This is a genomic window from Bacillus sp. FSL H8-0545, from assembly GCF_038006105.1.
In the GTDB taxonomy this organism is placed as follows: Bacteria; Bacillota; Bacilli; order Bacillales; family Bacillaceae_G; genus Bacillus_A; species Bacillus_A cereus_U.
Window position 1 is genome coordinate 4,774,610 of the sequence record NZ_JBBOUO010000001.1, and the last position, 25,788, is coordinate 4,800,397.

Genomic DNA, 25,788 nt, shown 5'->3' on the forward strand with positions numbered 1-25,788 from the left:
GTCACAATGCTATCCTTTGAGCGTATCCATCTCATCTACATGAACTGTCGGGCGATTACGGTACAAAGCAATCAAAATTGCAAGACCTACCGCTGCCTCCGCTGCCGCTACAGACATCGTAAACAGCGAAAATATTTGTCCTGTTAAATTCGGAAACAAGCCTAATTTACTAAACGCTACTAAATTTAAATTGGCGGCGTTTAGCATTAATTCGATACAAACTAATACAATTACTGTATTTCGCTTTGTTAAAGCTCCAAATAAGCCGATGCAAAACAAAATAATCGCAAGTGTTAAATACGCAGAAGCTGGAACGCTACTCATGGGAATCCTCCTCTCCCTCATCCTTCTTCGCAAGGATAATCGCTCCTACAAGTGCTACAAGTAAAAGAACTGAGGTTAACTCAAATGGAATAATATATTTTGAATAGAGAAGTGTACCGATTTGAAGTGTGTTGTTTTCATGGAGAGGTAAACTTCCTTGTGTGCTTTGATTTGAAAAATCGATACTATTAACAGCGAAATACATAACTGCTCCAAATGCTACAACCGCAAAGAAGATAATCCATTTTCGAAGAGTAAGGCGCGATTCATTTTCCGCGTTATGTTTCGTTAACATAATGCCAAAAATCATAATAATAGTGATCGCACCAGAGTAAAGTAAAATTTGTGCAACTCCGATAAATTCAGCTGATAAGAGAAAATACAAACCCGCAATACTAAGGAATGTAAGCACAAGAGCCAGCATCATATGCATTACTTTCGTTAAGTTCAGCATAAGAACGCCGCCGATAATCGCAGACAAGGATAATATAAAGAAAGCTACAAACTCGCCATTCATGCTTTATTCTCCTTCCTGACGTTCTCGTCGTTCTCGTCAAGCCACTGCAAATTTTTAAATAAATCATCACGTGAATACTCTGCGAGTTCAAAGTTATTTGTCATTACAATCGCCTCTGTCGGGCAAACTTCTGTACATAAATCGCAAAGAATACAAATTTCAAAATTAATATCGTACGTGTCGATAATTTTTCCTTTTTTCGTAGGATCAGGATGTTTTTTTCCCGTTAATTGAATACAATCTGTCGGACAAATGTTGGAACACTGATTACAAACAATACATTTCTCTGGATAAAACTTTTGAATACCCCGAAAGCGGTCTGGTAATGGCAACGGTTGATTCGGATAATCATACGTCACCTTTTTCTTACTCAAATTACTAAGCGTATATTTTAACCCTTTAAATAGTCCTTTCATCTCTTACTGGCACCCCCTTTATAGATTAGAAGAATAGCTCCTTAATCAATGCCGTTAAGAAAATATTTGCAAGCGCGATCGGTAATAATACTTTCCAGCCAAACTCCATTAACTGGTCACCTCTTATACGCGGGAACGTAACGCGGAACCAAATTAATAGAAAGACCACACTGCTGAATTTCAAAGCAAACCATACGGCTCCTGGAATAAATCCAAGGAACATAACTGGATTCCATCCGCCTAAAAAGAGTACTGTAATTAAAGATGCCATTCCGAAGAAATATACATACTCTGAAAGCATGAAAAACGCCCAGCGAAACCCCGAATATTCCGTATGGTATCCTGAAACAAGTTCTGACTCCGCTTCGGGTAAATCAAACGGTGTCCTATTTAACTCTGCAACTGCCGCGATTAAGAAAATGACGAAACCGATTGGCTGTGCGAAAATGTACCATACCTTCTCTTGCGCCGCTACAATTTCATTTAAATTAAGGCTACCAGCTAACAAAACGACGCCAATTACACTCATTACAAGTGGAATCTCATAAGAAATCATTTGCGCCGCCGCACGCATCCCTCCTAAGAGCGAATATTTATTATTTGATGCCCATCCCCCAGTTACAACTCCGATCGTCGTAATCCCAGAAACAGCAATGTAATACAGTAACCCTACGCCAATATCCGCGAACTGAAATTTATCAGTAAACGGGATAACCGCAAGTACCATAAATGCTGGTGCGAATGCAATAACAGGTGCTAATATAAACAACGGTTTATCAGCAGCTTTCGGAATACTATCTTCTTTTAATAATAGTTTCAAAACATCAGCTACCGTTTGTAGTAAACCGAACCGGCCCCCAACTTGGTTTGGTCCAATCCGTCCTTGCATAAATCCCATTACTTTCCGTTCTGCCAAAATACCGTATGTAACGAAGCCAAGGACTGCAAATAATAGAAGCACCGCTAACCCGAAAAAAATGAAGAAATTCGTCCAGCTTGAAGGTGATTGTAAGAGTGTCTCAATCATTAGCCGTCAACCTCCCCAAGTACAATATCAACCCCACCTAAAATCGTAATTAAATTGGCGATATTTTCACCTTTCAATAATTTCGGTAAGATTTGCAAATTATAAAAAGACGGTCTGCGAAATTTCAAACGGTACGGCTCTTTCTTTCCATCACTAGCAATATAACAGCCAATCTCTCCCCGCGGTGACTCTATACGGACGAACGCTTCTCCCTTAGGTGCCTTAATAATTTTCGGAACTTTCGCCAGCACAGCGCCGTCTTTCGGGAACTGCTCGGCTGCTTGCTCAATAATTTTCAATGACTCCTCAATTTCCTCCATCCGGCAAACGTAGCGATCCCAAGCATCTCCCGCGATCCCAACAGGAACATCAAAGTCAAAACGATCATAAATAGAATACGGCTCATCTTTACGAAGATCCCAGTTTACCCCCGTGCACCGTAAATTCGCTCCGCTTAAAGAATATGAAATCGCCTCTTCTGCGTTATATATACCAACGCCTTTCACACGATTTAAGAAAATTTCATTTCCGCTAACGAGGTCGTGGTAACCTGCCAATTGCTCTCTCATATACGGAACAAACTCTTTCACCTTTTCAATCCAGCCGTCTGGCGCATCCCACTTCACGCCGCCGACTCTCATATAGTTGAAAGTAAGCCTTGCACCGCACAATTCATTTAATAAATTTATAATCATCTCTCGTTCACGAAAGGCGTATAGAAACGGGCTAACCGCTCCTATATCAAGCAAGTTCGTTCCCCACCAGACGAGATGACTCGCAACTCTCCCAAGCTCCATCGCAAGCACCCGTAAATATTCAGCACGCTCCGGAATCTCAAGATCCATCATCGTCTCTACAGCGTGGCAAATGACGTAATTATTCGTCATTGCTGATAAATAGTCCATTCGATCTGTATACGGGATAATTTGCGTATATTGCAAGCTCTCAGCAATCTTTTCTGTTCCGCGATGCAAATATCCGATAACTGGTGTAGCCTCTTTAATAATTTCCCCGTCAATCTTAATTACAAGCCGAAACACACCATGTGTACTCGGGTGCTGCGGTCCTACATTTAAGAGCATCTCTTCCGTACGGATCACAAGCTACACCTCCACATCATACGGTTCATAATCTTTCCTAAGCGGATACCCTACCCAATCATCTGGCATTAAAATGCGAGATAAATTAGGATGACCTTCAAATACAATACCGAGCAAATCATACGCTTCACGCTCCGGCCAATCTGCCCCTTTCCAAAGCGGCGTCACCGATTCTACTTGCGGCGCTTCCCTATCCAGCTTTACCTTCACTGCTACTGACTGTTTCTTTCCATATGAAAATAAATGAACATACACTTCCATATGTGTCACAAAATCCGTCGCATGTAGCTCTGACATATAATCAAAAGCAAGTCCCTCATGGGATCGTAGCAATTCCATCACTTCATAATATTTTGAAGGCTCCACCACAAGCGTTGGAACATCTTTTGAAAGCTTATTAATATAGGAATCTACTAATGCATATTCCCCTATCTTCTCCTTAACAATCTCCACATAGCGATTTAAATATGGTTGGTTAACTGATGGTTCTTCCTGCTGCGGTTCATCTTCTATCTTATTTACAGCTCCCTTTGCCCTTGCCGCTTTTGCTTTCTCATCTCCAGAATCCCCATCACCTTGCGAGGATTTCACTTTCGCCAACGCTGCCGCTTTTGCTTTTGCAACTGCTACAGCCTTTGCCTTCGCTTTTGCTTTTTCTTCGTCCGTTACTTCTTCGTTTCCTTCTCGCTTCTGCTTCGCTAGTGCCGCTGCTTTTGCTTTTTCTTCGTCCGTTACTTCTTCGTTTCCTTCTCGCTTCTGCTTCGCTAGTGCCGCCGCTTTTGCTTTGGCTGCTGCTGCGGCCTTCGCTTTGACCTTTTCTTCGTCCGTTACTCCTTCGTTTCCTTCTCGCTTCTGCTTCGCTAATGCCGCTACTTTTGCTTTTGCGGCTGCTGCGGCTTTCGCCTTCGCTTCTTCTACATTAAACCCCTTATCTTTTGGTAGCGCTTTCTCTTTTTCTCGATGTTCTTCAAGTTTAGACATTTCCGCCTCATGTTTCGCAGCAAGACGTTTTCGCGCTTCCTCTTTCGCATGACGGGCTGCTTCTCTTTTCATGCTTTCTAAGTCTTTATTTCGATCACTCATTTATTCGTCACCTGCTTCCCGGTCCTCGCCTCGTAACGAATTTTTTCTTTTAATTTATTAATTCCATAAATTAAAGCAGCAGGATTTGGAGGGCATCCAGGAATATACACATCAACTGGTACAATTTGATCTACACCTTTCACAACAGCATACGAATTCACATACGGACCACCGGCTGTTGCACAAGACCCCATCGCAATTACCCACTTTGGTTCAGGCATTTGATCATATAAGCGCCGAACAATAGGCGCCATTTTCTTCGTTACCGTTCCTGACACAATCATGACATCCGATTGTCTTGGTGAAGTCCGAAAAAATGACCCAAATCGATCTAAATCGTAATGTGATGAGCCTACTCCCATCATTTCAATCGCACAGCATGCCAGTCCAAATGTCATCGGCCATAAAGAGTTGCTCCGCGCCCATCCCTTCAACTGTTCCAATGTAGAAAAAAAGATATTTCTTTCTAATTCCGCTCGATCCTGCGGGTGTAATTCCTCAAAATTTATAACCATTGTAACACCTTCTTTTTCCAAGCATACGCTAATCCAACTAGCAACATCACAACAAAAATGAGCATTTCAATCAGTGCAAATAAACCCAGCTTGTCATATGCAACAGCCCATGGGTATAAAAATAAAGTTTCTACATCAAAGATGACGAACAATAAAGCGAAAATATAATAACGAGCATGAAACCGAATATTTGCATCATGAAAAGGCTCAATTCCACTCTCATACGTCGTCGCTTTCGCTGCACTCGGTTTATTTGGACGCAGCATTTTTCCTAATGTAAGAGCCACTACCGGCAGCAATATACCTAATAGCAAGAAAATCAAAACGATCATATAACTATTTTCATATACACTTGCCATTGTGAAACCCTCCCCCCTGAATTAAGAACAAGTTCACATAGTAAACAATATGTCTTACTTGCATTATTTATTATTTTTAAATTTTTCTAAATAATGCAACTATTTAGTCCATTATAGCAAACTTCAAATTCCTATGTCGATATATTGGGAACAGAAACAACAATTAATACTTACTGAGCAAATCTATTTTTACAACTCATAATAAATGTGTAAAATAAATATAGAAGTTCTATATGTTTTTCAAGCAATCCTAAAAAACATAAACTACAAAAAGGTGGTTCTTATGTATATACAGTGGGTGATATAAATGAAAAAACAAACACATGTAAGTATTCTAATAAGCATTGCATTGTTGTATATAACTATTCATTACGTATCAATGCCCTTTTTATATGAATACGCACTTCCATTTCAAATATTAACTGGAATAAGTACCATATTAATTGATATTACAATTTGTAGTTATATATTTTACTTTTTCAATATGAAACAAGGGTTAGCTCGTTTATTTTGGATGATATTAACTATCGGATCTTTCTCTTATTTCATCGGCGATATAGTAGTTGCTTATCAACGCTTAATTTTGCATGACTACTATACATTCGTTGATCCATCAGACTTTTTTTACTTATTATTTTTAATTAGCTTTGCATTTGCCTTTCTATATGAAATTATTTATGGCCGAGACTTATTGGAGCAGCTTTTTACGATATGTGATATTTGTATTATTGTTACAGCTCAATTTACTTTAAGCTACTATTTGCTTATTGAAAGAACCATTCATATTTTTACAACATCATATATCGACATGTTTGTTCAACTCACGTATCCAATGGCTGATTTACTCTTTCTTTTAATAGGAATCAACCTCTTATTCAGGCCATTATTCTTACTACCAAAACAAGTTGGCGCTCTTCTTGGCAGCTCTTTAATTTTGTATGCTACTACGGATGCTATTTATGCTTATATCAAATACTTCCAGCCCGAGCACTCTATGTTCACAGTTGCTCCATTATATCAAGTAACCCTAGTATTAGTAGCAATCGCTTGTATACTTCACACACAAGAGCCTGAAAAACAAGAACAAGTATTACTAACACCTCAAGTGGGTGAATCAATCCGATTATCATTACCGTATATTTCTGTAGTGATGCTTATTGTTTTTCTATTGGTCGAAAATGTTTTTGCACCTAGCGTAGTAATTGGACTTATAGTAACTTTCGCCTTCGTTCTCATACGCCATATGTTAGTTCGAAGACAAAATAAAATATTATTGCTAGTACAAATGCAATTCAACTTGGAACTCGAGAAACAAATCGAACTACGTACAGAAGATTTAGTAGAACAAAAAAATGAGTTATATCATAACCAACAAATGTTTAAATCTTTATATGAGCATCATCCAGATCCAATTTTCACATTAGATTTGTACGGTAATTTCCTCAATGTGAACAACGCTGGAACTACTTTACTCGGTTATCAAACGAATGAATTATTAAACCAACCATACTATTCACTTATGTATAAAGAAGATTTGGAAGAAATCATTAATGCCTTTCGTCACGTTAAAAAAGGGAAATCTATTTCTTTAGAAATACGGGCATATCATAAAAATAGGGATATTTACTACTTGCATGTTACAGCTGTTCCCATCTTTTTAAAGGAACATATTTCTGGGGCCTATTTAATGATTAAAGATATTACAGAAAGCAAGCATCAACAAGAACAAATTAACTTCCTAGCATATCACGATACCTTAACGGAACTTGCAAATCGCCGTTCATTTCATCAGCAGTTAGAAGAAGCACTTGCACGAGCAAAAATATCGAAAAGACCTTTTGCTGTTATGTTTCTAGACCTAGATCGCTTTAAAGTTATTAATGATACACTCGGTCACCGGGTAGGAGATCTCTTATTAATTGCAGTAGCAAAAAGGCTCGAACGAATATCAACACAGAATATGAAACTTGCTCGACTAGCTGGGGACGAGTTCACAATCCTTATCGAAAATTATCAAAAGAGGACAGATGTAAAAAGGATAGCTGATATGATTGTAGTAGCCATGTACGAACCATTCGAAATCGAAAATCAACATTTACGAATCTCACCGAGTATCGGGATTGCCATATACCCTGAAGCAGGAGAAGACCCACTATCTATTTTACAACATGCCGATATGGCCATGTACGAGGCAAAAAATAAAGGGAAAAATCGTAGCTCTCTTTACACGAAAGAACTATACAAGAAAATGGAACGTAAGGCTCGAATCGAAAAAGATTTGCCACTCGCTTTAGTAAACAACGAATTTTATCTCGTCTATCAACCACAAATTGATACGACAACAAATAAAATTATCGGTGCTGAAGCATTAATACGTTGGAAACATCCACTATTAGGTGACATTTCACCATGTGAGTTCATTCCAATTGTGGAAGAGACTCCGCAGGTCATCCCACTTGGACATTGGGTGCTACAAGAATCTTGTCGTCAACTAAAAATATGGCAAAGTTTTGGATACACAAACTTAAAAATGAGTGTCAATTTATCAGCGAAAGAATTTACACAAAATCAATTCATCGAAAATATTTCACGAATACTAAAGGACGTAAAGATTGACCCGAAAGATGTAACACTTGAACTAACAGAACGAATTGCGATGATTGATGAAAAGGAAACATTATCGAGACTAAAGCAATTAAAAGAATATGGTATTCAAACGTCCCTTGATGACTTCGGTACCGGCTACTCTTCTCTTGCTTATTTATCAATTTTCCCTATCGATACATTAAAGGTACCAAAAGAATTTACACAACTAGCCGATCATCGACCTGAAGAGAGAGCCATCGTTTCCACTATCCTTTCTCTTGCAAATACTTTAAATCTCTCTGTCGTTGCTGAAGGAATTGAAACAGAAAAACAGCTTAAGTTTCTGCAAAAAAACAACTGTAAATACATGCAAGGTTACTATTTCAGTAAACCTCTAACAAGTAAACAGTTTATAAAATTTTTACAAAAAACACCCAGTATGAACCAATAGTTCACACTGGGTGTTTTTTTAAAGTGTTGGAATTTTTTTTTCGTAATATTCCTCTGCAATCTCTTCGTAAAAAGCTGCTGCCGTTGTATAAAAATATGGAATCAACCATAAAAATCCAATCCCTAATGTAATACAACTTAATATAAACCAACCAATAAAACTTAAACATAAAATGAAATACTCCATCTTATGTCCAGCCATCATACGACGACTTTCTGTAATAGCTTGATTTATTGAATACTCAGGATGATCATTTATAATAAAATACGTCATCGCATAAGAAAATGATTTAATAATGCCTGGAATAATAAATAGTAAGCACCATAAGAAAATATAAATGTTTACTACTATATATAATAAAAATGACTTTATAAACTTACTTCCTGCTGTAAACCATCTGAATATATGCCCAATACGCGCTTCTTTTTCACGAATTATATGTAGCGCTAAACAATAACCCCCTAGCGTTAAAGGCCCCACCAATAATATTGTAATAACCTCTATTGAAAGTGAGCTATTCACTTCTTTCCACTCCCAAACCTGAGAGAGAATGAACTGAATACTAAAACTAAAAACTGAAGTAAGAATCGAAATAAGTAATGTTGCCCCAACAGCTAAGCCCCATTTTCCTTCTAGTGAATCTAGCGCTTCTCCTTTTAAATCACTAATCATAATTAGCCTCCTATACGTAACAATTCCATTAGTATAGCACGTACCTACTGCAATTCACCTTTTGCAATATAGCGATAAAAATGTGCTGTCGTTGTACCTACATATGGACTAAGCCAAAGAAACCCTATTCCAAGAGTAAGAATCGCTAAAATAGCCCAGCCTATGAAGCTAAGCCATAGAAGAAATAAATCTAGTTTATGTCCCTTCATAAGATTCTTACTTTCTTTCATCGCCTGTGAAACGCTATAATCTGGATTTTCAATCATCACATAATACGTCATCGCATAAGAAAAATACATCACAATCATGCCGACAATTGAAATAGCTAATAATACGAAGAAAGCAATTGCAAACGACGTATTCCCTTCTTCACCCCAAAACGCGAATAAACCTAGTAACAACATCGGAATCCATGTACCTGTATATAACAAAATCGCAAGCATTGCCCACATTGTTTTCATCATTCTTTTAAAACCACGAAACCCTTCAAATAAGTGATCTACTTTTGCACTGTCTCGTTTGCTAATTTGTAGCAATACATTCGTATAACCGTATGATGTAATACCGTATGATGCATTACTCAAAATGATCATTATGCAATAAAAGATCCCAAATGTAACACCTGCTCCGATTGATATTGTTTCCTCTTCAAGTGAGCCTGTTAAACCAGCGAATAAGAAAAATATAATAAGTCCTGGAATTAAAAGTATAAGCATTGCGGCCATTGAAACAACATAACTTAAAATAAAATATAAAATCGTTGATCCAACACCTAGTCCCCATTTTCCCTTTAAAGAGTGCAACGCTTCTCGTTTCATTTCACCGATCATTGATTCATCTCCTTTATGAAATATAAATTGTTGTACATTCTCTACTTATACAAACACCAATATAATTATACCATTTTTGTAAAATTATTCATGAACTATCATTTATAAAAAAAACCGTAAAGGCAAAGCCTTTACGGTTTTTTTACTTCATATCAGAAACGTTTAAACGGTTCACAGCACGCTGCAAGGCCATTTCTGCACGTCTAAAGTCAACATGTGCTTGTTTCTCTTGCATACGTTGCTCAGCGCGACGTTTCGATTCATTTGCACGATGGATGTCGATATGGTTTGCTTCTTCAGCAGATGATGATAATACAGTTACTTTATCTGGACGAACTTCGATAAAGCCACCGCTTACTGCTACATAATCAGTGTGCCCATCATGTTTCAGACGAACTGCACTAATTTTTAACGGTGCAACAGTTGGAATGTGACCTGGTAAGATCCCCATTTCCCCACTCTCTGCTTTTACACTTACCATTTCTACTTCTTTTTCGTAAACCGGTCCATCAGGAGTTACAATACTGACTGGAAATGTCTTCATAATTCGTCCCTCCTAAGGCCTTACGCCATCATTTTCTTCGCGTTTTCAATAACTTCTTCAATGCTACCAACAAGACGGAATGCATCTTCTGGAAGGTCATCATATTTTCCTTCTAGAATTTCTTTGAAACCACTAACTGTATTTTTTACAGGTACGTAAGAACCTTTTTGACCTGTAAACTGCTCAGCTACGTGGAAGTTTTGAGATAAGAAGAATTGAATACGACGAGCACGATGTACAACTAACTTATCTTCTTCAGATAACTCATCCATACCTAAGATAGCGATGATATCTTGAAGCTCTTTATAACGTTGTAAAGTTTGCTGTACTTGACGAGCTACTCCATAATGCTCTTCTCCTACGATTTCTGGAGAAAGTGCACGAGATGTAGATGCTAATGGATCTACGGCTGGGTAAATACCCATTTGTGTTAAACGACGCTCTAAGTTTGTTGTTGCATCTAAGTGAGCGAACGTTGTAGCTGGTGCTGGATCCGTATAGTCATCGGCTGGTACATATACCGCTTGGATAGACGTGATAGATCCTTTATTTGTAGATGTAATACGCTCTTGTAATTGACCCATTTCTGTTGCAAGTGTTGGTTGGTAACCTACCGCAGATGGCATACGACCAAGAAGGGCAGATACTTCAGAACCTGCTTGCGTGAAACGGAAGATGTTATCGATGAACAATAGTACGTCTTGTCCTTGCTCATCACGGAAATGTTCAGCCATTGTTAAGCCCGTTAATGCAACACGTTGACGTGCTCCAGGTGGCTCGTTCATTTGTCCGAATACCATCGCAGTTTTCTTAATTACGCCAGAATCGCTCATTTCGTGGTATAAGTCGTTACCTTCACGAGTACGCTCACCTACACCAGCGAATACAGAGATACCACCGTGTTCTTGTGCGATGTTGTTAATTAATTCCTGAATTAATACTGTTTTACCTACACCGGCACCACCGAATAGACCGATCTTACCACCCTTAATGTAAGGGGCAAGTAAATCTACTACTTTAATACCAGTTTCAAGAATTTCTACTTTAGTAGATAACTCTTCGAATGCAGGCGCTTGACGGTGAATTGGATCACGACGTACATCGGCAGGAACTTCACCATCTAAGTCAATTGCATCACCTAATACGTTAAATACACGACCAAGTGTTGCATCACCCACTGGTACAGAGATTGCTTTACCAGTATCTTCTACTTCTGTGCCACGAACAAGTCCATCTGTGGAAGACATCGCAACTGTACGAACTGTGTCATCACCTAAATGAAGTGCAACTTCAAATGTTAAGTTAATGCTTGCTCCGTTTTCGTTGCTTTGTTTTACCGTAAGGGCGTTGTAGATTTCTGGTAGCTTTCCGCCATCAAACTTAACGTCTACAACCGGACCCATGATTTGCGTAACGCGCCCTTTATTCATCGGGTTCCCTCCTAGCTTTCTTTTAATTAGCCAGCTTTCTAAGAGAAGTCGGCTTTTAATTTTTATTAGTTTATAGCTTACGCGACTCTCCTGTTCTGGACGAGCCGCCTACGCTTTTTATTGAATCTAGCTCCAGCGGTTAGAATGTTCGGTGGCTTCGCTTTTTCCTGCGAGGCACAAATCGCCTCTACGTCAAAAGCTCCATCCCCCTCTCATTCTGAACGAACCGCCTACGCTTTTTATTACTATTCTAACGCTGCTACTCCACCAACGATTTCCGTAATTTCTTGCGTAATCGCTGCTTGACGTGCACGGTTGAATGAAAGTGTAAGTGAATCGATAACTTCCATTGCGTTGTCTGTAGCACTCTTCATTGCTGTCATACGCGCCGCGTGCTCACTTGCTTTACCGTCTAGTAATGCACCGTACACTAAGCTTTCTGCGTATTGTGGCAATAATACTTTTAAAATTTCTTCTTCAGAAGGTTCGAATTCATAAGCTGTCGTCGGTTTGTCAGACGCCACATCCGTAAGCGGTAAAATTTTATTCTCCGTTACTTCTTGTGAAATTTTACTTACATAATGATTGTAGTAAATGTACAGCTCATCATAAGTACCATCTGCGAACATCGCAATTGCTCGAGAAGCAATATCTTTAATATCAATAAATGATGGGTGGTCAGATAATCCAACTACTTCATCAATGATGTTAAAGCCGCGACGTTTTAAATAATCACGTCCTAGTCGTCCAAGCACAATAATTGAATATTGGTTTGAATCCATATTATGACGTTCACGAATTACGTTACTTACTGTACGTAATACGTTACTGTTATAACCACCTGCTAGTCCGCGATCAGATGTAATAACGATGTATCCTGTACGCTTTACAGGACGCGCATTTAGCATTGGATGATTAATCCCTTTACTTCCTTGCGCAATGCTCGCTACTACTTCTTGAATCTTTTCCATATACGGAACGAAAGATTTAGCATTTTGCTCTGCACGGTTTAACTTAGATGCAGATACCATCTCCATCGCTTTCGTAATTTGACTCGTTTTCTTTGTCGAGTTAATCTTCGCTTTTATATCGCGTAAAGATGCCACAGGTTTTCACCACCTTTTTTCCGGAAGTTGGCACGATTAGTAAGAATCCTCTTCCTAATCTACGTTGCAAGATATTCTTGCTCATGATTGAAGGAAAAGAATAGGTGCACCTACTCTTTTCCTTTACATAACCGTCAGCAATCTCAAAAGCTGAGATGCCTTTATATGATCTAGCTAAGCCACAGTCGACTTCACTTTTAATTATTATTCAGAAGCTACGAATACCTTTTTAAATCCGTTAATTGCTGCTGCAAATTTGTCGTCATCCGCAAGTTTCTTAGTTGTGCGAATTTCGCTTAATAAGTCAGCTGCATTTGAATCTAACCAAGCATGGAATTCTTCTTCGAAACGAGTGATATCTACTACTGGGATATCATCTAGGAATCCACGTGTTAAAGCGTAAAGAATGATAACTTGTTTCTCTACACGTAACGGTTTGTGTAATCCTTGTTTTAATACCTCAACTGTACGAGCACCACGGTTTAATTTCGCTTGTGTTGCTTTATCAAGGTCAGAACCGAACTGAGCGAACGCTTCTAACTCTCGGTAAGATGCAAGGTCAAGACGAAGTGTACCTGATACTTTACTCATTGCTTTAATCTGAGCAGATCCACCTACACGAGATACAGAAGTACCCGCATCGATCGCTGGACGTACGCCAGAGAAGAATAGGTCAGATTGTAAGAAGATTTGTCCATCCGTAATAGAGATTACGTTGGTTGGGATGTAAGCTGATACGTCCCCTGCTTGTGTTTCGATGAAAGGTAGTGCAGTTAAAGAACCGCCGCCTCTTGCATCACTTAATTTTGCTGCACGCTCTAATAAACGAGAATGTAAGTAGAATACATCCCCTGGATATGCTTCACGACCTGGAGGACGACGTAATAGTAATGAAAGCTCACGGTAAGCCGCTGCTTGTTTAGATAAGTCATCATATACTACTAATACGTGTTTACCATTGTACATGAACTCTTCACCCATTGTTACACCAGCATAAGCAGCTAGGTATAATAATGGAGCTGGTTGAGAAGCTGATGCAGTTACAACGATTGTGTAATCTAATGCACCGTGCTTACGTAGTGTTTCTACTACGTTACGTACAGTTGATTCTTTTTGTCCGATAGCTACATAGATACAAACCATATCTTCATCTTTTTGGTTAATGATTGTATCAAGTGCAACTGCTGTTTTACCTGTTTGACGGTCACCGATGATTAACTCACGTTGACCACGGCCAATTGGTACAAGAGCATCGATCGCTTTAATACCTGTTTGAAGTGGCTCATGAACAGATTTACGATCCATTACACCTGGTGCTGGACTTTCGATTGGACGAGTGTTTGTTGTATTGATTGGGCCTAAACCATCAACTGGTTGACCTAATGGGTTTACAACACGACCGATTAGTTCTTTTCCTACTGGTACTTGCATGATGCGACCAGTACGACGAACTTCGTCACCTTCACGGATTTCTGTGTAAGGTCCTAAGATAATGATACCTACGTTGTTTTCCTCTAAGTTTTGTGCTAGTCCCATAACGCCGTTAGAGAACTCTACAAGTTCACCAGCCATAACGTTATCAAGACCATGAGCACGCGCAATACCGTCACCAACTTGGATAACTGTACCAACATCACTAACTTCGATTTCAGACTGATAGTTCTCGATTTGTTGCTTTATCAGTGCGCTAATTTCTTCAGCTCTGATGCTCATGTGCTTCACCCCTATCTATTCTTCATTAATTCACGCTGAATACGTGCTAATTTTCCTTGTAAGCTTCCGTCGTAAATGCGATTTCCAATACGTACTTTAATGCCGCCTAGTAAATCTTCATCTACAACATTTTTCACGCGAATTGCATCTTTTCCTGTTTTTTTTGCAAATGCTTCTGCAATGTTAAGTTTTTCGTCTTCTGATAGAAGACGAATAGAATATACAGTTGCATCCGCTACGTTACGTTCTTCATTAGCAAGAACAACATATTCATCTGCAATTTCAGGTAGGATATCAATACGCTTGTTATCAATTAAAATATATAACGTATTTAAAATAGATTCAGAAACAGATGCGAATACGTTTGCAAGAAACGTTTTCTTCTGCTCTTTTGAAATGTTCGGTTGCGTTAAAAAGCTATGTAGTTCTCCGTTCTTTACATAAACGTTTTGTACAAGGCGTAATTCCTCTTCAAACATTTCTAATACGTGTTTTTCTTTTGCAATTTTGAAAAGAGCGACAGCATAACGTTTTGCTACAATCCCATTGCTCATCGCGCTTCTCCTACTTCTTTAATATAATCGCGAATTAACTTCACTTGATCTTCTTCTTTTAACTCTTTTTCAATTACTTTAGAAGCAATTTGAACAGATAAAGAAGCGACTTGTTCTTGTAAAGCAGCAATCGCTTGCTCTTTTTCGCGTTGAATTTCTTGTACAGCAGATGTTTTAATTGATTCTGCTTCTTCTTTCGCAGCAGCAACAATAACATCTTTTTGATCTACAGCTTGTTTTTTCGCTCTTTCGATTAACTCTTGTGCTTCAACACGCGATTGTTTTAACATTTCACGTTGTTCTTCTACTAACTTCTTCGCTTCAGTGTTACTTCTTTCTGCAGCGTCGATTTCATTAGTAACATGCTCTTCACGTTCTTTCATAATTCCCATTAAAGGACCCCACGCAAATTTGCGTAGCATTACTAATAGAAGTAAGAAAATGAACAATGTATAAGCAATCGTTCCAAATGGAATGGAAGCACCTAATAATAAAGTTGGCACAAGGATTCACTCCCTTCAAAATATCTAAATTGATCCTATGAAAAAAAAAGACATACATTTCGTTCATAAAGCAATGGCGAAGAAAGTTCGGAAAAACACTCTTCGCCATCTATGTAAGGGGAGTCTCCCTTATTTGTTCATTACGATGAAAGCAATAACTACACCGATGATTGGAAGTGCCTCAACTAAAGCAACCCCGATGAACATAATTGTTTGAAGTGCGCCTTTTAATTCTGGTTGACGAGCAACACCTTCGATTGTACGTGATACGATAAGACCGTTACCAATACCTGCACCTAATGCTGATAAACCAATTGCAATTGCAGCTGCGATTACACCTAAACTCATTTAATTTGTCCTCCTTTGTATTATAAAAAAATAAATTTTTTCTTACTTAAAATTATATTAATGGTCATGGCTTACTTTATGAGCCATATAAACCATCGTTAACATTACGAAAATAAATGACTGGATTGAACCAACGAATACGCTGAATCCCATCCATGCTAACATCGGTACAAGTGCACCTAATGCTCCAAAGACCGATGCTCCGCCTAACTTAGCAAGTAATCCTAATAAGATTTCACCTGCATAAATGTTACCAAATAAACGAAGACCTAACGTTAATGTGTTAGCAAACTCCTCAATAACCTTTAATGGGAATAAGAATTTCATAGGTTGGAAATAACCTTTAGCATATTCTTTCGTACCCTTCATCTTAATTCCATAATAATGGGTGAGGGTAACTACCATCACGGCTAATGTTAATGCAACTGCTGGATCAGACGTTGGTGATCTCCACCATGCAATATGTTCGCCAGCCTCAACTGTTGAATACATGAATGGTAAACCAAGGAAGTTCGATACGATGATAAACATGATAAGCGTAACGCCAAGCGTTAAGAAACGTCCACCTGTTTTCCAGTCCATCGTACTATTGATAATCCCTTTCACGAAGTCAAACACCCATTCCATGAAATTTTGCATTCCGGTTGGGCGAAGCGCTAAGCTGCGAGTTCCGATAACAGCGATTAAGAAAACAATAACTGCTGCTACAGTAACCATCATAACTGATGACAAATCGAACGTTAAACCTAGAAATTCAACTAATTTACCGTGTTCCACTAGTAATTCACCTCTCTTCCCTGCTCGTATACTCTAAATAAAGAAAATCTATGATCATGACAAGGTATCCTGTCAGCAATCCTACACCTAAGCCCCACATCGCAATTAACTCTTGATATTTGGCTGCAAATAAAATTAATAACCCAATCGTGGCGAATCTTGAATATGTACTTACCGCTGTCGCCTTAAACTTCACGTTTTCTCCATTTGTTACGCGATCTAATAGCTTGTCTGTTCTACGTGCAATGATGCGCAAACTAAGAAAACTGAAAATCGTTCCGATAATCAGCCCAAGAAATACATCCTTGTAAGAGGTAATTCCCCATCCTAGCACTAGAAGCGCAAGCAAGTAGTACATATATTTCTTTTGTCTTTGGACAAGTCCATGTACGTCTATCATCATTGCTCTCCCGAATAGTAATGTTGAATGAGTCGAATCATTGCGTATACCCCTGTTCCTAACCCGAGTAATAACCCTATAATAAGAAACAACGGAAACGTTCCAACCTTATTATCAATCCATTGCCCACCAAAGATTCCAATAAGAATAGAACCAACTAACTGAGCAAGTATTCCTGACATTAAAGCATACGCTTTTATATGGCTGCGATCGTTTTTTTGCAAGGATTCATCCCTCCAATATGTAACCCTCATTCACGATGTGTTAATAATAACTCATTTTTCTGCATAAATTCTATACAAAATAAAAAGTTTACATTTTCGTCACGGAATAGATGCATTTTTGTCACTGAAAGCCCTACCATCTATCCCCGTTGTTAGCATACAATAGGGTATTAACAGTGTCAACGAGAAATCGTAAAAAATCAAAAAATTTGAGTATTAGGCATTTCCTCCCAAAAATGAAAACGTTCCCCTTCTAAATACTGGTTAGAGATATGCAATTTCTAACAGATCTCTCTTTATAATAGAAGAAAATGTTCACAGGTTTGTCACTATTATATTTTTAAGATATAGCGCTTTCCTTCCATAATATAGTGTTCTCTAGACGTAAGACTTCTATATTATATGTGATGTGTATATAACTTATGTTGTATATACCCTGTATATTTATCTCCCCCTCCCCCGTGCGCTGAGGGCGAAAAAAAACGAGAGGGGAATCCCCCTCTCGTCTGTTGTCTTACTTCGTTCCGAATAAACGGTCACCAGCATCACCAAGACCTGGAACTACATAACCATGGTCATTTAACTTCTCATCTAATGCTGCTATATAAATATCAACATCAGGATGCTCTTCCTGTACTACTTTTACTCCTTCTGGAGCAGCTACGATACACATTAATTTAATGTGCTTTGCACCGCGCTTTTTCAGAGAATTAATTGCTTCAGCCGCAGAACCACCTGTTGCTAGCATTGGGTCTAGTACGATAAAGTCACGCTCTTCTACATCCGTTGGAAGTTTCACATAGTATTCTACCGGTTGCAATGTTTCAGGGTCACGGTATAAACCAACGTGTCCTACTTTTGCTGCTGGAATTAATTTCAGAATTCCATCAACCATTCCTAAACCTGCACGTAAAATCGGAATTAAACCAAGTTTTTTACCAGCGATCACTTTTGTTGTTGCTTTGCTTACAGGCGTTTCAATTTCAATGTCTTTAAGTGGAAGGTCACGAGTAATCTCGAAAGCCATTAAGCTTGCTACTTCGTCCACTAATTCACGAAAATCTTTCGTACCTGTATTCTTATCGCGAATATATGTAATCTTATGTTGAATTAACGGGTGATCAAATACATACAGTTTTCCCATGTGAATCTCTCCTTTAGATGATATTCATGCGTTTACACGCTTTTTTACACTATTTACGATTGTAAAGAAAACGCTACTAATATTCAAGGGCAAATTTGGTAAAATCATGATTTTGCGATGAATCTATCTAGTATCTTTACCAATTATGGGAGCTGTATCCTTCATTATATCGCCAAAATTTATTCATCATTTGTATACATACTTTAAAAGCAATATATGTCCACAAAAAAAGACTACTAAAACAATTACGTTTCAGCAGTCTTTTTTAATCTATTATAGATTTGTATACATTGGGAATTTGCTCGTTAACGCTTCTACACGTTTGCGCGCTTCTTCTAGTTCAGCTTCATTCTCATGATTTTTTAATGTATGAGCAATAATTGCTGCAATCTCATCCATTTCTTCTGAACCGAAACCACGAGATGTTACCGCTGCTGTACCGATACGTACGCCGCTTGTTACAAATGGGCTTGCTGTTTCAAATGGAATCGTATTTTTATTCACTGTAATACCAACTTCATCTAATACGTGCTCTGCTACTTTACCTGTAATTTCTAAGTTACGAACATCAATTAAGATTAAATGATTGTCTGTTCCACCAGAAACAAGTGTAAGTCCTTCTTTTTGAAGGCCTTCAGCTAAACGATTCGCATTATTAATGATATTTTGTGCATATGTTTTAAAATCATCTTGTAGTGTCTCACCAAATGCAACAGCTTTTGCAGCAATTACATGCATAAGCGGGCCACCTTGAATACCAGGGAAGATTGATTTATCAATTTGTTTTGCAAATTGTTCTTCACATAAAATCATACCACCACGTGGGCCGCGTAATGTTTTATGTGTTGTTGTTGTAACGAAATGTGCATGTGGTACTGGATTTGGATGTAAACCAGCTGCTACTAAACCAGCGATATGTGCCATATCAACCATTAAGTATGCTCCCACTTCATCTGCAATCTCACGGAATCGTTTGAAATCGATAACACGAGGATATGCACTTGCACCTGCAACGATTAATTTTGGTTTATGTTCTTTCGCTTTTGCTAATACATCATCGTAATTAATACGATGAGATTCAGCATCCACGCCATATTCTACGAAATTATATTGTACTCCACTGAAGTTAACAGGGCTTCCGTGTGTTAAGTGACCACCATGAGATAAATTCATACCAAGTACTGTATCGCCTTGCTCTAAAATCGTGAAGTATACTGCCATGTTCGCTTGTGCACCAGAATGTGGTTGAACATTTACATGCTCTGCGCCAAAAATTTCTTTCGCGCGATCACGTGCGATATCTTCTACTACGTCTACGTGTTCACAACCACCATAGTAACGTTTTCCAGGATATCCTTCAGCATACTTATTCGTTAAAACAGAACCTTGCGCCTCCATTACTGCTTCACTTACGAAATTTTCCGAAGCAATTAACTCAATCTTTGAACGCTGTCTTCCTAGTTCTGCCTCAATTGCAGCAAATACCTTTTCATCTTGACGTTTTAAATGATTCACCAAAATCCCCCTTTTCTGAACGAATTACATCAATTCCCAATAGTTTTTTCTCATTTATTCAGAAAAAACGAAAATTCAGGTTGTAATTCTTTCGAACCTTCATGTTTTCAACTACATTCTAACATGACTTTCTATATCATAAAAGAAAAAAAAAGACCAAAATTGGTCTTTTCTTTCTTCTATTATAAAGTCAGACTACATACCTTTTACCTTTCGATATAAAGCTGTTATAAGACTTTATAATTTTTCATGTTTAACGACAAGGAATAGCTTCTTCATTTGCCGCATAAACAGCACGTGCTCCACCTATTAGTTTCCCACGTGTTTTCGCCATCGTTACATGCGCACTTCCTATTTCCTTCACACTTGTACGAACCGGTACAGCTACATGCTTTAAATGCATACCGATAAATGTATCACCGATATCCATTCCTGCATCTGCTTTAATAAACTCAATTACTACCGGATCTTTAAAATTGTGATACGCATACGTCGCTAATGCACCACCTGCTGATCTAACAGGCGTAACTGTTACAATTTCAAATTGATATTTCATCGCTACATCTCTCTCAACTACTAAAGTACGATTTAAATGCTCACAACATTGAAACGCCAATTCAATACCTGTTCGTTCTTGAAATTGTTTAAATTCAGAAAAAATCGCCTCTGCCACTTCCATCGTTCCTGATGTTCCAATTCTTTCACCTAGCACTTCGCTCGTGCTACACCCCACTACAAAAATTTGGCCTCTTTGCAGTGAAGCTTGTTCTTGGAAATCAGAAAGCGACATTTGCAGCTGTTCTCTTACCTTTACGATTTCTGTCATTACGCCTCTTCCTTTCACAGGTTGGTTCACCAAATTATATTTCATACTACTTATAGTTAGAATCTATTACTTTGTTTCGTACGTTTTAATTTTTCCTACGCGGTTTTCGTGACGGCCACCTTCATAGTCAGTTGTTAGCCAAATTTTTGCGATATCACGCGCTAGACCAGCTCCAATTACACGCTCGCCCATTGCTAACATGTTAGTGTCATTATGCTCTCTCGTCGCTTTCGCACTGAAAGTATCATGAACTAATGCACAACGAATACCATTTACTTTGTTTGCTGCGATTGACATACCAATGCCTGTCCCGCAAACTAAAATGCCACGATCCACTTCACCATTTGCGACCATTTCTGCTGCCGGAAACGCAAAATCAGGGTAATCAACAGAACCAGCTTCACATTCACAACCTAAATCAATATATTCAATATTTAACTCTTCTAATAAACTTACAAGTTCTTTACGGATATTCATACCGCCGTGATCAGATGCTACTACTACTTTCATTTTTACCCCTCCAAAGTTTCAATCAATTATCTTCATTTCACACTCGCTACCTTAATGGAACGAAGTGATCTCCAATATCGTATTATACACGAAACATCAACCTTCTGAATGTTTTTTCAGTAAAGTTTGTACAAGTTTTTCCATCTCTTCTAACGTTTCTTTATAAATAGAAATCGATCCGCCAAATGGATCTGAAATATCCTTACTTACACCCTCAGTTAATCCATATAATGTATCCAATTTCTTTTCAACACTTGGATAATGCCCAAGTACAATTTGCTTATGGTTTTCCGTCATTGTTACTACAATATCCGCCCAATCAACCAAAGTATCGTTTACCTGCTGTGCAGCATGATCGATTACAATTCCTTTTTCAGCTAAAGCTTCCTTTGCATGTACCGACGCATCGCTTCCAGGATAGGCGAAAACACCAGCAGATTGCACTTCAAATTTACCTTCTCCATAATGACGAAGCAAAGCCTCAGCCATCGGACTACGGCATGTATTTCCAGTGCAAACAAATAACACCCGTTTCATCTAAACCCACCCCTTTTTTTCTGTTTCCTACCATTTATCCCCGATTGGTGAAGGCTAATAATCAGCAGGGGATGAACACCCTCCACTAATTAAAGTTTCACTTTATCATAGCGTACATTAGAATAGAACAAAAGAAATGTGAATATACGAAAGGCGCATTTTTCTTATATTTTTTCTAAGAAAAATGCGCCTTATCCACATATATGTGAAACCCTATTTCCAAGCGCCCAAAGTATTTACCATACATAATGAACACACTACGAAACAAAATAAGGAATCCATTTCATACGAAACAGATTCCTTTCATACAATAATTATTTCATTGTAACTTTCATTACTTCTGTTGAACCTTTTGTAGCTGTTACACCTATAGTTGTCTTAATAGACTCAGCTGCATCTGTGTTTGTAATAACGATTGGAGTAATTGTGCTTTTCGCTTTTTCACGAATTAATTCTAAGTCGAATGAGATTAATTTATCTCCAGCTTTTACAGATTGTCCTTCAGAAACGTGAGCTTCGAAACCTTCACCTTCCATTTTTACAGTTTCTAATCCAACGTGGATTAAAATTTCTGTACCGTTTTTCGCTTTAATTCCAATAGCATGTTTCGTGTGGAATAATTGTACGATTTCACCATCAACTGGAGATACAACTACACCTTCAGTAGGATCGATTGCAACACCGTCACCCATCATACGACCGGCGAATACTGGATCTGGTACTTCTTCAATATTTTTCACTGCTCCAGTTAATGGAGCTACGATTGTTTCTTCATTTGTTTTTGAACCAAAACCGAATAATTTTTTAAACATAGGATAGTCCTCCTTATAATTTACCTAAAAGTTTATAGGGCAATCTCTATTCAAGATCGAAATACACGTAAGACTTCATACTTCGAATGTTATACTGAAAAAACGCTTTCGAAATAAATCATGTCATTACTACTAGACTCTTATTGTAGCGCCTCACAAAATTCCAGTCAATTCTGATTGTCTGAATAACAATAAGAAGTTAACTTCTACTTATATTTTCTCTTTTTTTCACTTACTTGTCTAGAGGTCTTTACTACATTTTATTTTTTGTTGTTAATTTGTAAAATTTCTTTCGAATTTTCGTTGAAATTAACTTGACTAAAGTAAGTAACTATTTTATTATTACTTACATAAGATAAGTTAATAACTTTTAGGAGGTTTTTGAAATGATGGATATCGGTCTTCTTATTATTCGTCTTATTATAGGAATTACATTCATGGGTCACGGTGCTCAAAAATTATTCGGTTGGTTTGGTGGCTACGGGCTGAAAGGAACAGGTGGCTGGATGGAATCAATCGGTTTACGCCCTGGTGTATTTATGGCATTTATGGCTGGCGCAACTGAACTATTAGGTGGTTTCTTATTCGCAGCAGGTATTTTCACTGTAGTTGGTTCATTATTTATCGTAGGAACAATGTTAGTAGCAATCTTCACAGTTCACGGGAAAAATGGTTACTGGGTAACACAAAACGGATTTGAGTATAATTTAATGTTAATCGCCGTTGCAGTTGGTGTAGCTTTAATCGGCCCTGGTGCTTACGTTTTACTTTAATATTTATCTCTATTTCGAGATATTTACCAAAAAAGGGATTACTTCAAATTGAGGTAATCTCTTTTTTACATCATCAAAAAAATATTATTTTCAGCAGGAGATTCCCATTGATATCTTGTAAACAAACAATAAGTATTCATATTTAGAAAGGGGATTACAACATGTTATCCATTAATCCAAACGAACAAACCGAAAAAGATAATTACAAATTACTAACAGGAAGTATCATTCCACGTCCTGTTGCATTCGTTACTTCTGTAACTAAAGATGGTGTATTGAACGGTGCGCCATATAGTTATTTCAATATCGTCGCTGCCAATCCACCACTTATCTCGGTTTCCGTACAACGCAAAGAAGGAAAACCGAAAGACACTTCCCGAAACGCAATCGAAAAAGGGGAATTTGTCGTACATATTTCTGATGAATCTTACGTAGAAGCGATCAATGAAACAGCAGCCAACCTACCTCCTAATGAAAGTGAAATCGAATTAGCAAAACTAACACCAATCGACAGTGATGTCATTTCAGTACCAGGGGTGAAAGAAGCAAACATTCGAATGGAATGCGTATTAGAACGCGCTATCCCGCTCGGCGGAACCGAAGACTCACCAGCTTGTGATCTACTAATTGGCCGCGTCGTTCGCTTCCACGTCGAAGAACACTTATACGAAAACGGTCGAATTCACGTCGAAGAACTAAAACCAATAAGCCGCCTTGCAGGACACAACTACGCAAAACTAGGAGAACAATTTGAATTAGTGAGGCCAATTTAAAAGTGGAGGCGGCTCGTTTAGAATCGTAGGACATTGGAGCTCTCGACCTTGAAGCGCTTTTTGCTTCGAGTGAGAGAGCGAAATGGCCGGAGATTCTAGCCGCTGGAACTGGATACAACTAAAAGCGGAACCGACTGCCCAGGCCCGGCGGCTAAGAACCTTCCTCACAGAAGATGCTTTTTATCTTCTCGTGGGGAAGGTTCTTAGACGCAAGGGCCTAGGAGGTGGAGCTAGATATCACCCTAAAAGCGCGACCGGCTCGTTCAGAATCATAGGGCATTGGAGTCTTTCATCATTCAAATATAAAATCCCCCGCTTAAAGCGGGGGATTTTTTCACTGTAATTCTTCCTTCTTCTCCTCTAATGCAGGTAATTTCTCTTTTTTAGATCTACCCAGCTTTATTACAAAGAAATATAAGGAAAGTAACGTAATAAGGAAAACAATTAAAAATGGATACGGTGAATAAAACGCACGCGCCGCCTCCGATTTTCCTGCAACAAATTTTAATGATTCGATATCTAAAAACTCAGCAAACATTTGTACACCGAGCATACTAAACCAAAAAACAAAAAAACTAATAATAATACCAAAAACTTGCTTTAATCTCGTCATTTGTACCATCCTTTCTATATTTGCGGAGTATTGTATTCAAATGCACAGAAAGGAATTAACTCACCATTCACGAATCAATTTAACCCAACCTAAAACCGCAATTTGCAAAATAACGCCCCTAAAGATAAGCCTACGTAACCACCTTGGAAAAAAAGTTATAAATACGACATACCATTTCAGCAACCTATTCATGTTCTCCACCCTCATATAAAATTATATAGGAAAAAGGAGATACAATCCAAACCCAACAAGAATAATACCACCTACTATTTCACCGTATGTACCAAGCATATTTTTGGCATGGCTACCAAGCAATAAACCCATCCAAGCTAGTAACATACTTATTAGTCCGAACAGTAATATCGTAATAATTGTCTCTGCTCCGTAAATTCCAAGACTAAGACCTACTGAAAAACTATCTATACTGACACCAAATGCAAATACAAATAAACTAATTCCAATTGGAGCAGTTCTAGTCTCTTCCCCTTCTAAAATAGACGAATATACGATATAAAACCCTAGCCCAATTAATAAAATAGCTCCTGCAAAATTCGCGACATCCCCATACCTCTCTGATAGAAAACGTCCTAGTACCATTCCGATAAATGGCATAATAATATGAAATATCCCAATCGTCATACCGATATAAAGGATTTGTCTTAACTTTAATGTTACCATCCCCATACCGAGGCTCACTGAAAATGCATCCATCCCCAGGGCGAATGCCATAATTATTAAAGGTATTAATTGTTCAAGTGTCATTCATATCCCCCCTCGGACGTGCTACTTCACAATATGCTTATCCG

32 protein-coding genes are annotated in these 25,788 nt (G+C 38.3%); 3 read left to right on the plus strand and 29 right to left on the minus strand.

What is annotated here, in order from left to right; genetic code table 11:
• Window positions 1-9: 9 nt before the first annotated feature.
• From nuoK to nuoA, 8 genes are read right to left on the minus strand one after another with little or no spacing between them, the layout of a single operon-like run.
• Window positions 10-324, minus strand: a complete 315-nt coding sequence (gene nuoK, locus MHI07_RS25040; protein ID WP_000100081.1) for an NADH-quinone oxidoreductase subunit NuoK — start codon at window positions 322-324, stop codon at window positions 10-12.
• Window positions 317-841 carry an NADH-quinone oxidoreductase subunit J gene (locus MHI07_RS25045; RefSeq protein WP_204209441.1) on the minus strand — a complete coding sequence of 175 codons (525 nt, stop codon included), beginning with the start codon at window positions 839-841 and terminating at the stop codon, window positions 317-319. Before MHI07_RS25045 ends, nuoK begins: the two co-directional genes overlap by 8 nt.
• Window positions 838-1,257, minus strand: a complete 420-nt coding sequence (gene nuoI, locus MHI07_RS25050) for an NADH-quinone oxidoreductase subunit NuoI (protein WP_000677191.1) — start codon at window positions 1,255-1,257, stop codon at window positions 838-840. Before nuoI ends, MHI07_RS25045 begins: the two co-directional genes overlap by 4 nt.
• A gap of 25 nt (window positions 1,258-1,282) precedes the next feature.
• On the minus strand, window positions 1,283-2,284 hold the full coding sequence (gene nuoH, locus MHI07_RS25055) for an NADH-quinone oxidoreductase subunit NuoH (RefSeq protein WP_002144750.1): 1,002 nt from the start codon (window positions 2,282-2,284) through the stop codon (window positions 1,283-1,285).
• Window positions 2,284-3,384, minus strand: coding sequence for an NADH-quinone oxidoreductase subunit NuoD (gene nuoD / locus MHI07_RS25060; RefSeq protein WP_340826751.1), 1,101 nt, complete (start codon window positions 3,382-3,384; stop codon window positions 2,284-2,286). The genes nuoH and nuoD overlap by 1 nt, the downstream gene beginning before the upstream one ends.
• 3 nt (window positions 3,385-3,387) lie before the next feature.
• Window positions 3,388-4,467 (minus strand): NADH-quinone oxidoreductase subunit C, encoded by a 1,080-nt coding sequence (locus MHI07_RS25065; RefSeq protein WP_340826753.1) that lies wholly within the window; start codon window positions 4,465-4,467, stop codon window positions 3,388-3,390.
• Window positions 4,464-4,982 (minus strand): NADH-quinone oxidoreductase subunit NuoB, encoded by a 519-nt coding sequence (nuoB, locus tag MHI07_RS25070; protein WP_088079753.1) that lies wholly within the window; start codon window positions 4,980-4,982, stop codon window positions 4,464-4,466. Before nuoB ends, MHI07_RS25065 begins: the two co-directional genes overlap by 4 nt.
• Window positions 4,973-5,341: an NADH-quinone oxidoreductase subunit NuoA gene (gene nuoA, locus MHI07_RS25075; protein ID WP_000179270.1), complete on the minus strand. Its 369-nt coding sequence runs from the start codon at window positions 5,339-5,341 to the stop codon at window positions 4,973-4,975. Before nuoA ends, nuoB begins: the two co-directional genes overlap by 10 nt.
• Before the next feature lie 307 nt (window positions 5,342-5,648).
• Here nuoA and MHI07_RS25080 point away from each other — a divergent pair, with 307 nt between their 5' ends.
• Complete coding sequence (locus MHI07_RS25080; protein WP_340826756.1) at window positions 5,649-8,378, plus strand: putative bifunctional diguanylate cyclase/phosphodiesterase; 2,730 nt, start codon at window positions 5,649-5,651, stop codon at window positions 8,376-8,378.
• An 18-nt stretch (window positions 8,379-8,396) separates the two neighbouring features.
• Here MHI07_RS25080 and MHI07_RS25085 read toward each other — a convergent pair whose 3' ends face one another.
• The 19 genes from MHI07_RS25085 to MHI07_RS25175 form a co-directional block, all read right to left on the minus strand.
• Window positions 8,397-9,050: a DUF975 family protein gene (locus MHI07_RS25085; RefSeq protein ID WP_002159785.1), complete on the minus strand. Its 654-nt coding sequence runs from the start codon at window positions 9,048-9,050 to the stop codon at window positions 8,397-8,399.
• Window positions 9,051-9,094: 44 nt separating this feature from the next.
• The gene (locus MHI07_RS25090; RefSeq protein WP_002113039.1) at window positions 9,095-9,880 is read right to left on the minus strand and encodes a DUF975 family protein; all 786 of its coding nucleotides are present in this window, start codon (window positions 9,878-9,880) and stop codon (window positions 9,095-9,097) included.
• Window positions 9,881-10,022: 142 nt separating this feature from the next.
• Window positions 10,023-10,424, minus strand: a complete 402-nt coding sequence (gene atpC, locus MHI07_RS25095) for a F0F1 ATP synthase subunit epsilon (protein ID WP_002113040.1) — start codon at window positions 10,422-10,424, stop codon at window positions 10,023-10,025.
• A 20-nt stretch (window positions 10,425-10,444) separates the two neighbouring features.
• Entirely contained in the window at window positions 10,445-11,854 is a 1,410-nt protein-coding gene (atpD, locus tag MHI07_RS25100) for a F0F1 ATP synthase subunit beta (protein WP_002144743.1), read from the minus strand.
• A gap of 245 nt (window positions 11,855-12,099) precedes the next feature.
• Complete coding sequence (gene atpG / locus MHI07_RS25105) at window positions 12,100-12,960, minus strand: F0F1 ATP synthase subunit gamma (protein WP_340826759.1); 861 nt, start codon at window positions 12,958-12,960, stop codon at window positions 12,100-12,102.
• A 204-nt stretch (window positions 12,961-13,164) separates the two neighbouring features.
• On the minus strand, window positions 13,165-14,673 hold the full coding sequence (atpA, locus tag MHI07_RS25110) for a F0F1 ATP synthase subunit alpha (protein ID WP_002113043.1): 1,509 nt from the start codon (window positions 14,671-14,673) through the stop codon (window positions 13,165-13,167).
• An 11-nt stretch (window positions 14,674-14,684) separates the two neighbouring features.
• On the minus strand, window positions 14,685-15,227 hold the full coding sequence (gene atpH, locus MHI07_RS25115) for a F0F1 ATP synthase subunit delta (RefSeq protein ID WP_002113044.1): 543 nt from the start codon (window positions 15,225-15,227) through the stop codon (window positions 14,685-14,687).
• Entirely contained in the window at window positions 15,224-15,730 is a 507-nt protein-coding gene (atpF, locus tag MHI07_RS25120) for a F0F1 ATP synthase subunit B (protein WP_002113045.1), read from the minus strand. The genes atpH and atpF overlap by 4 nt, the downstream gene beginning before the upstream one ends.
• Before the next feature lie 129 nt (window positions 15,731-15,859).
• Window positions 15,860-16,078, minus strand: coding sequence for a F0F1 ATP synthase subunit C (gene atpE, locus MHI07_RS25125; protein WP_000052064.1), 219 nt, complete (start codon window positions 16,076-16,078; stop codon window positions 15,860-15,862).
• A 57-nt stretch (window positions 16,079-16,135) separates the two neighbouring features.
• The gene (gene atpB, locus MHI07_RS25130) at window positions 16,136-16,855 is read right to left on the minus strand and encodes a F0F1 ATP synthase subunit A (RefSeq protein WP_002159782.1); all 720 of its coding nucleotides are present in this window, start codon (window positions 16,853-16,855) and stop codon (window positions 16,136-16,138) included.
• Window positions 16,856-16,862: 7 nt separating this feature from the next.
• A complete protein-coding gene (locus MHI07_RS25135; RefSeq protein WP_002016288.1) occupies window positions 16,863-17,255 on the minus strand; it encodes an ATP synthase subunit I in 393 nt (130 codons plus the stop codon).
• Complete coding sequence (locus MHI07_RS25140; RefSeq protein ID WP_002089742.1) at window positions 17,255-17,479, minus strand: AtpZ/AtpI family protein; 225 nt, start codon at window positions 17,477-17,479, stop codon at window positions 17,255-17,257. The genes MHI07_RS25135 and MHI07_RS25140 overlap by 1 nt, the downstream gene beginning before the upstream one ends.
• A gap of 26 nt (window positions 17,480-17,505) precedes the next feature.
• A complete protein-coding gene (locus MHI07_RS25145) occupies window positions 17,506-17,619 on the minus strand; it encodes a DUF4024 domain-containing protein (protein WP_000232963.1) in 114 nt (37 codons plus the stop codon).
• Between the two features lie 374 nt (window positions 17,620-17,993).
• Window positions 17,994-18,623 carry a uracil phosphoribosyltransferase gene (gene upp, locus MHI07_RS25150; RefSeq protein WP_002113046.1) on the minus strand — a complete coding sequence of 210 codons (630 nt, stop codon included), beginning with the start codon at window positions 18,621-18,623 and terminating at the stop codon, window positions 17,994-17,996.
• 273 nt (window positions 18,624-18,896) lie between these two features.
• Window positions 18,897-20,138: a serine hydroxymethyltransferase gene (gene glyA / locus MHI07_RS25155; protein WP_002159781.1), complete on the minus strand. Its 1,242-nt coding sequence runs from the start codon at window positions 20,136-20,138 to the stop codon at window positions 18,897-18,899.
• 253 nt (window positions 20,139-20,391) lie between these two features.
• Window positions 20,392-20,964, minus strand: a complete 573-nt coding sequence (locus tag MHI07_RS25160; protein ID WP_340826925.1) for a TIGR01440 family protein — start codon at window positions 20,962-20,964, stop codon at window positions 20,392-20,394.
• Between the two features lie 66 nt (window positions 20,965-21,030).
• Window positions 21,031-21,474, minus strand: coding sequence for a ribose 5-phosphate isomerase B (gene rpiB / locus MHI07_RS25165; protein ID WP_000869917.1), 444 nt, complete (start codon window positions 21,472-21,474; stop codon window positions 21,031-21,033).
• Window positions 21,475-21,570: 96 nt separating this feature from the next.
• Window positions 21,571-22,011: a low molecular weight protein arginine phosphatase gene (locus tag MHI07_RS25170; protein WP_002159779.1), complete on the minus strand. Its 441-nt coding sequence runs from the start codon at window positions 22,009-22,011 to the stop codon at window positions 21,571-21,573.
• Between the two features lie 314 nt (window positions 22,012-22,325).
• Window positions 22,326-22,823: a PTS sugar transporter subunit IIA gene (locus MHI07_RS25175; protein WP_002159778.1), complete on the minus strand. Its 498-nt coding sequence runs from the start codon at window positions 22,821-22,823 to the stop codon at window positions 22,326-22,328.
• A 386-nt stretch (window positions 22,824-23,209) separates the two neighbouring features.
• On the opposite strand from MHI07_RS25175, the gene MHI07_RS25180 reads away from it, so the two are divergent.
• Both MHI07_RS25180 and MHI07_RS25185 read left to right on the plus strand, forming a co-directional pair.
• Window positions 23,210-23,596, plus strand: a complete 387-nt coding sequence (locus tag MHI07_RS25180) for a DoxX family protein (protein WP_002144734.1) — start codon at window positions 23,210-23,212, stop codon at window positions 23,594-23,596.
• A gap of 161 nt (window positions 23,597-23,757) precedes the next feature.
• The gene (locus tag MHI07_RS25185; RefSeq protein WP_340826762.1) at window positions 23,758-24,369 is read left to right on the plus strand and encodes a flavin reductase family protein; all 612 of its coding nucleotides are present in this window, start codon (window positions 23,758-23,760) and stop codon (window positions 24,367-24,369) included.
• A gap of 334 nt (window positions 24,370-24,703) precedes the next feature.
• Here MHI07_RS25185 and MHI07_RS25190 read toward each other — a convergent pair whose 3' ends face one another.
• Entirely contained in the window at window positions 24,704-24,982 is a 279-nt protein-coding gene (locus tag MHI07_RS25190; RefSeq protein WP_002159775.1) for a DUF3935 domain-containing protein, read from the minus strand.
• Between the two features lie 213 nt (window positions 24,983-25,195).
• Window positions 25,196-25,744, minus strand: a complete 549-nt coding sequence (locus tag MHI07_RS25195) for a manganese efflux pump MntP (protein WP_002159774.1) — start codon at window positions 25,742-25,744, stop codon at window positions 25,196-25,198.
• Between the last annotated feature and the right edge of the window lie 44 nt (window positions 25,745-25,788).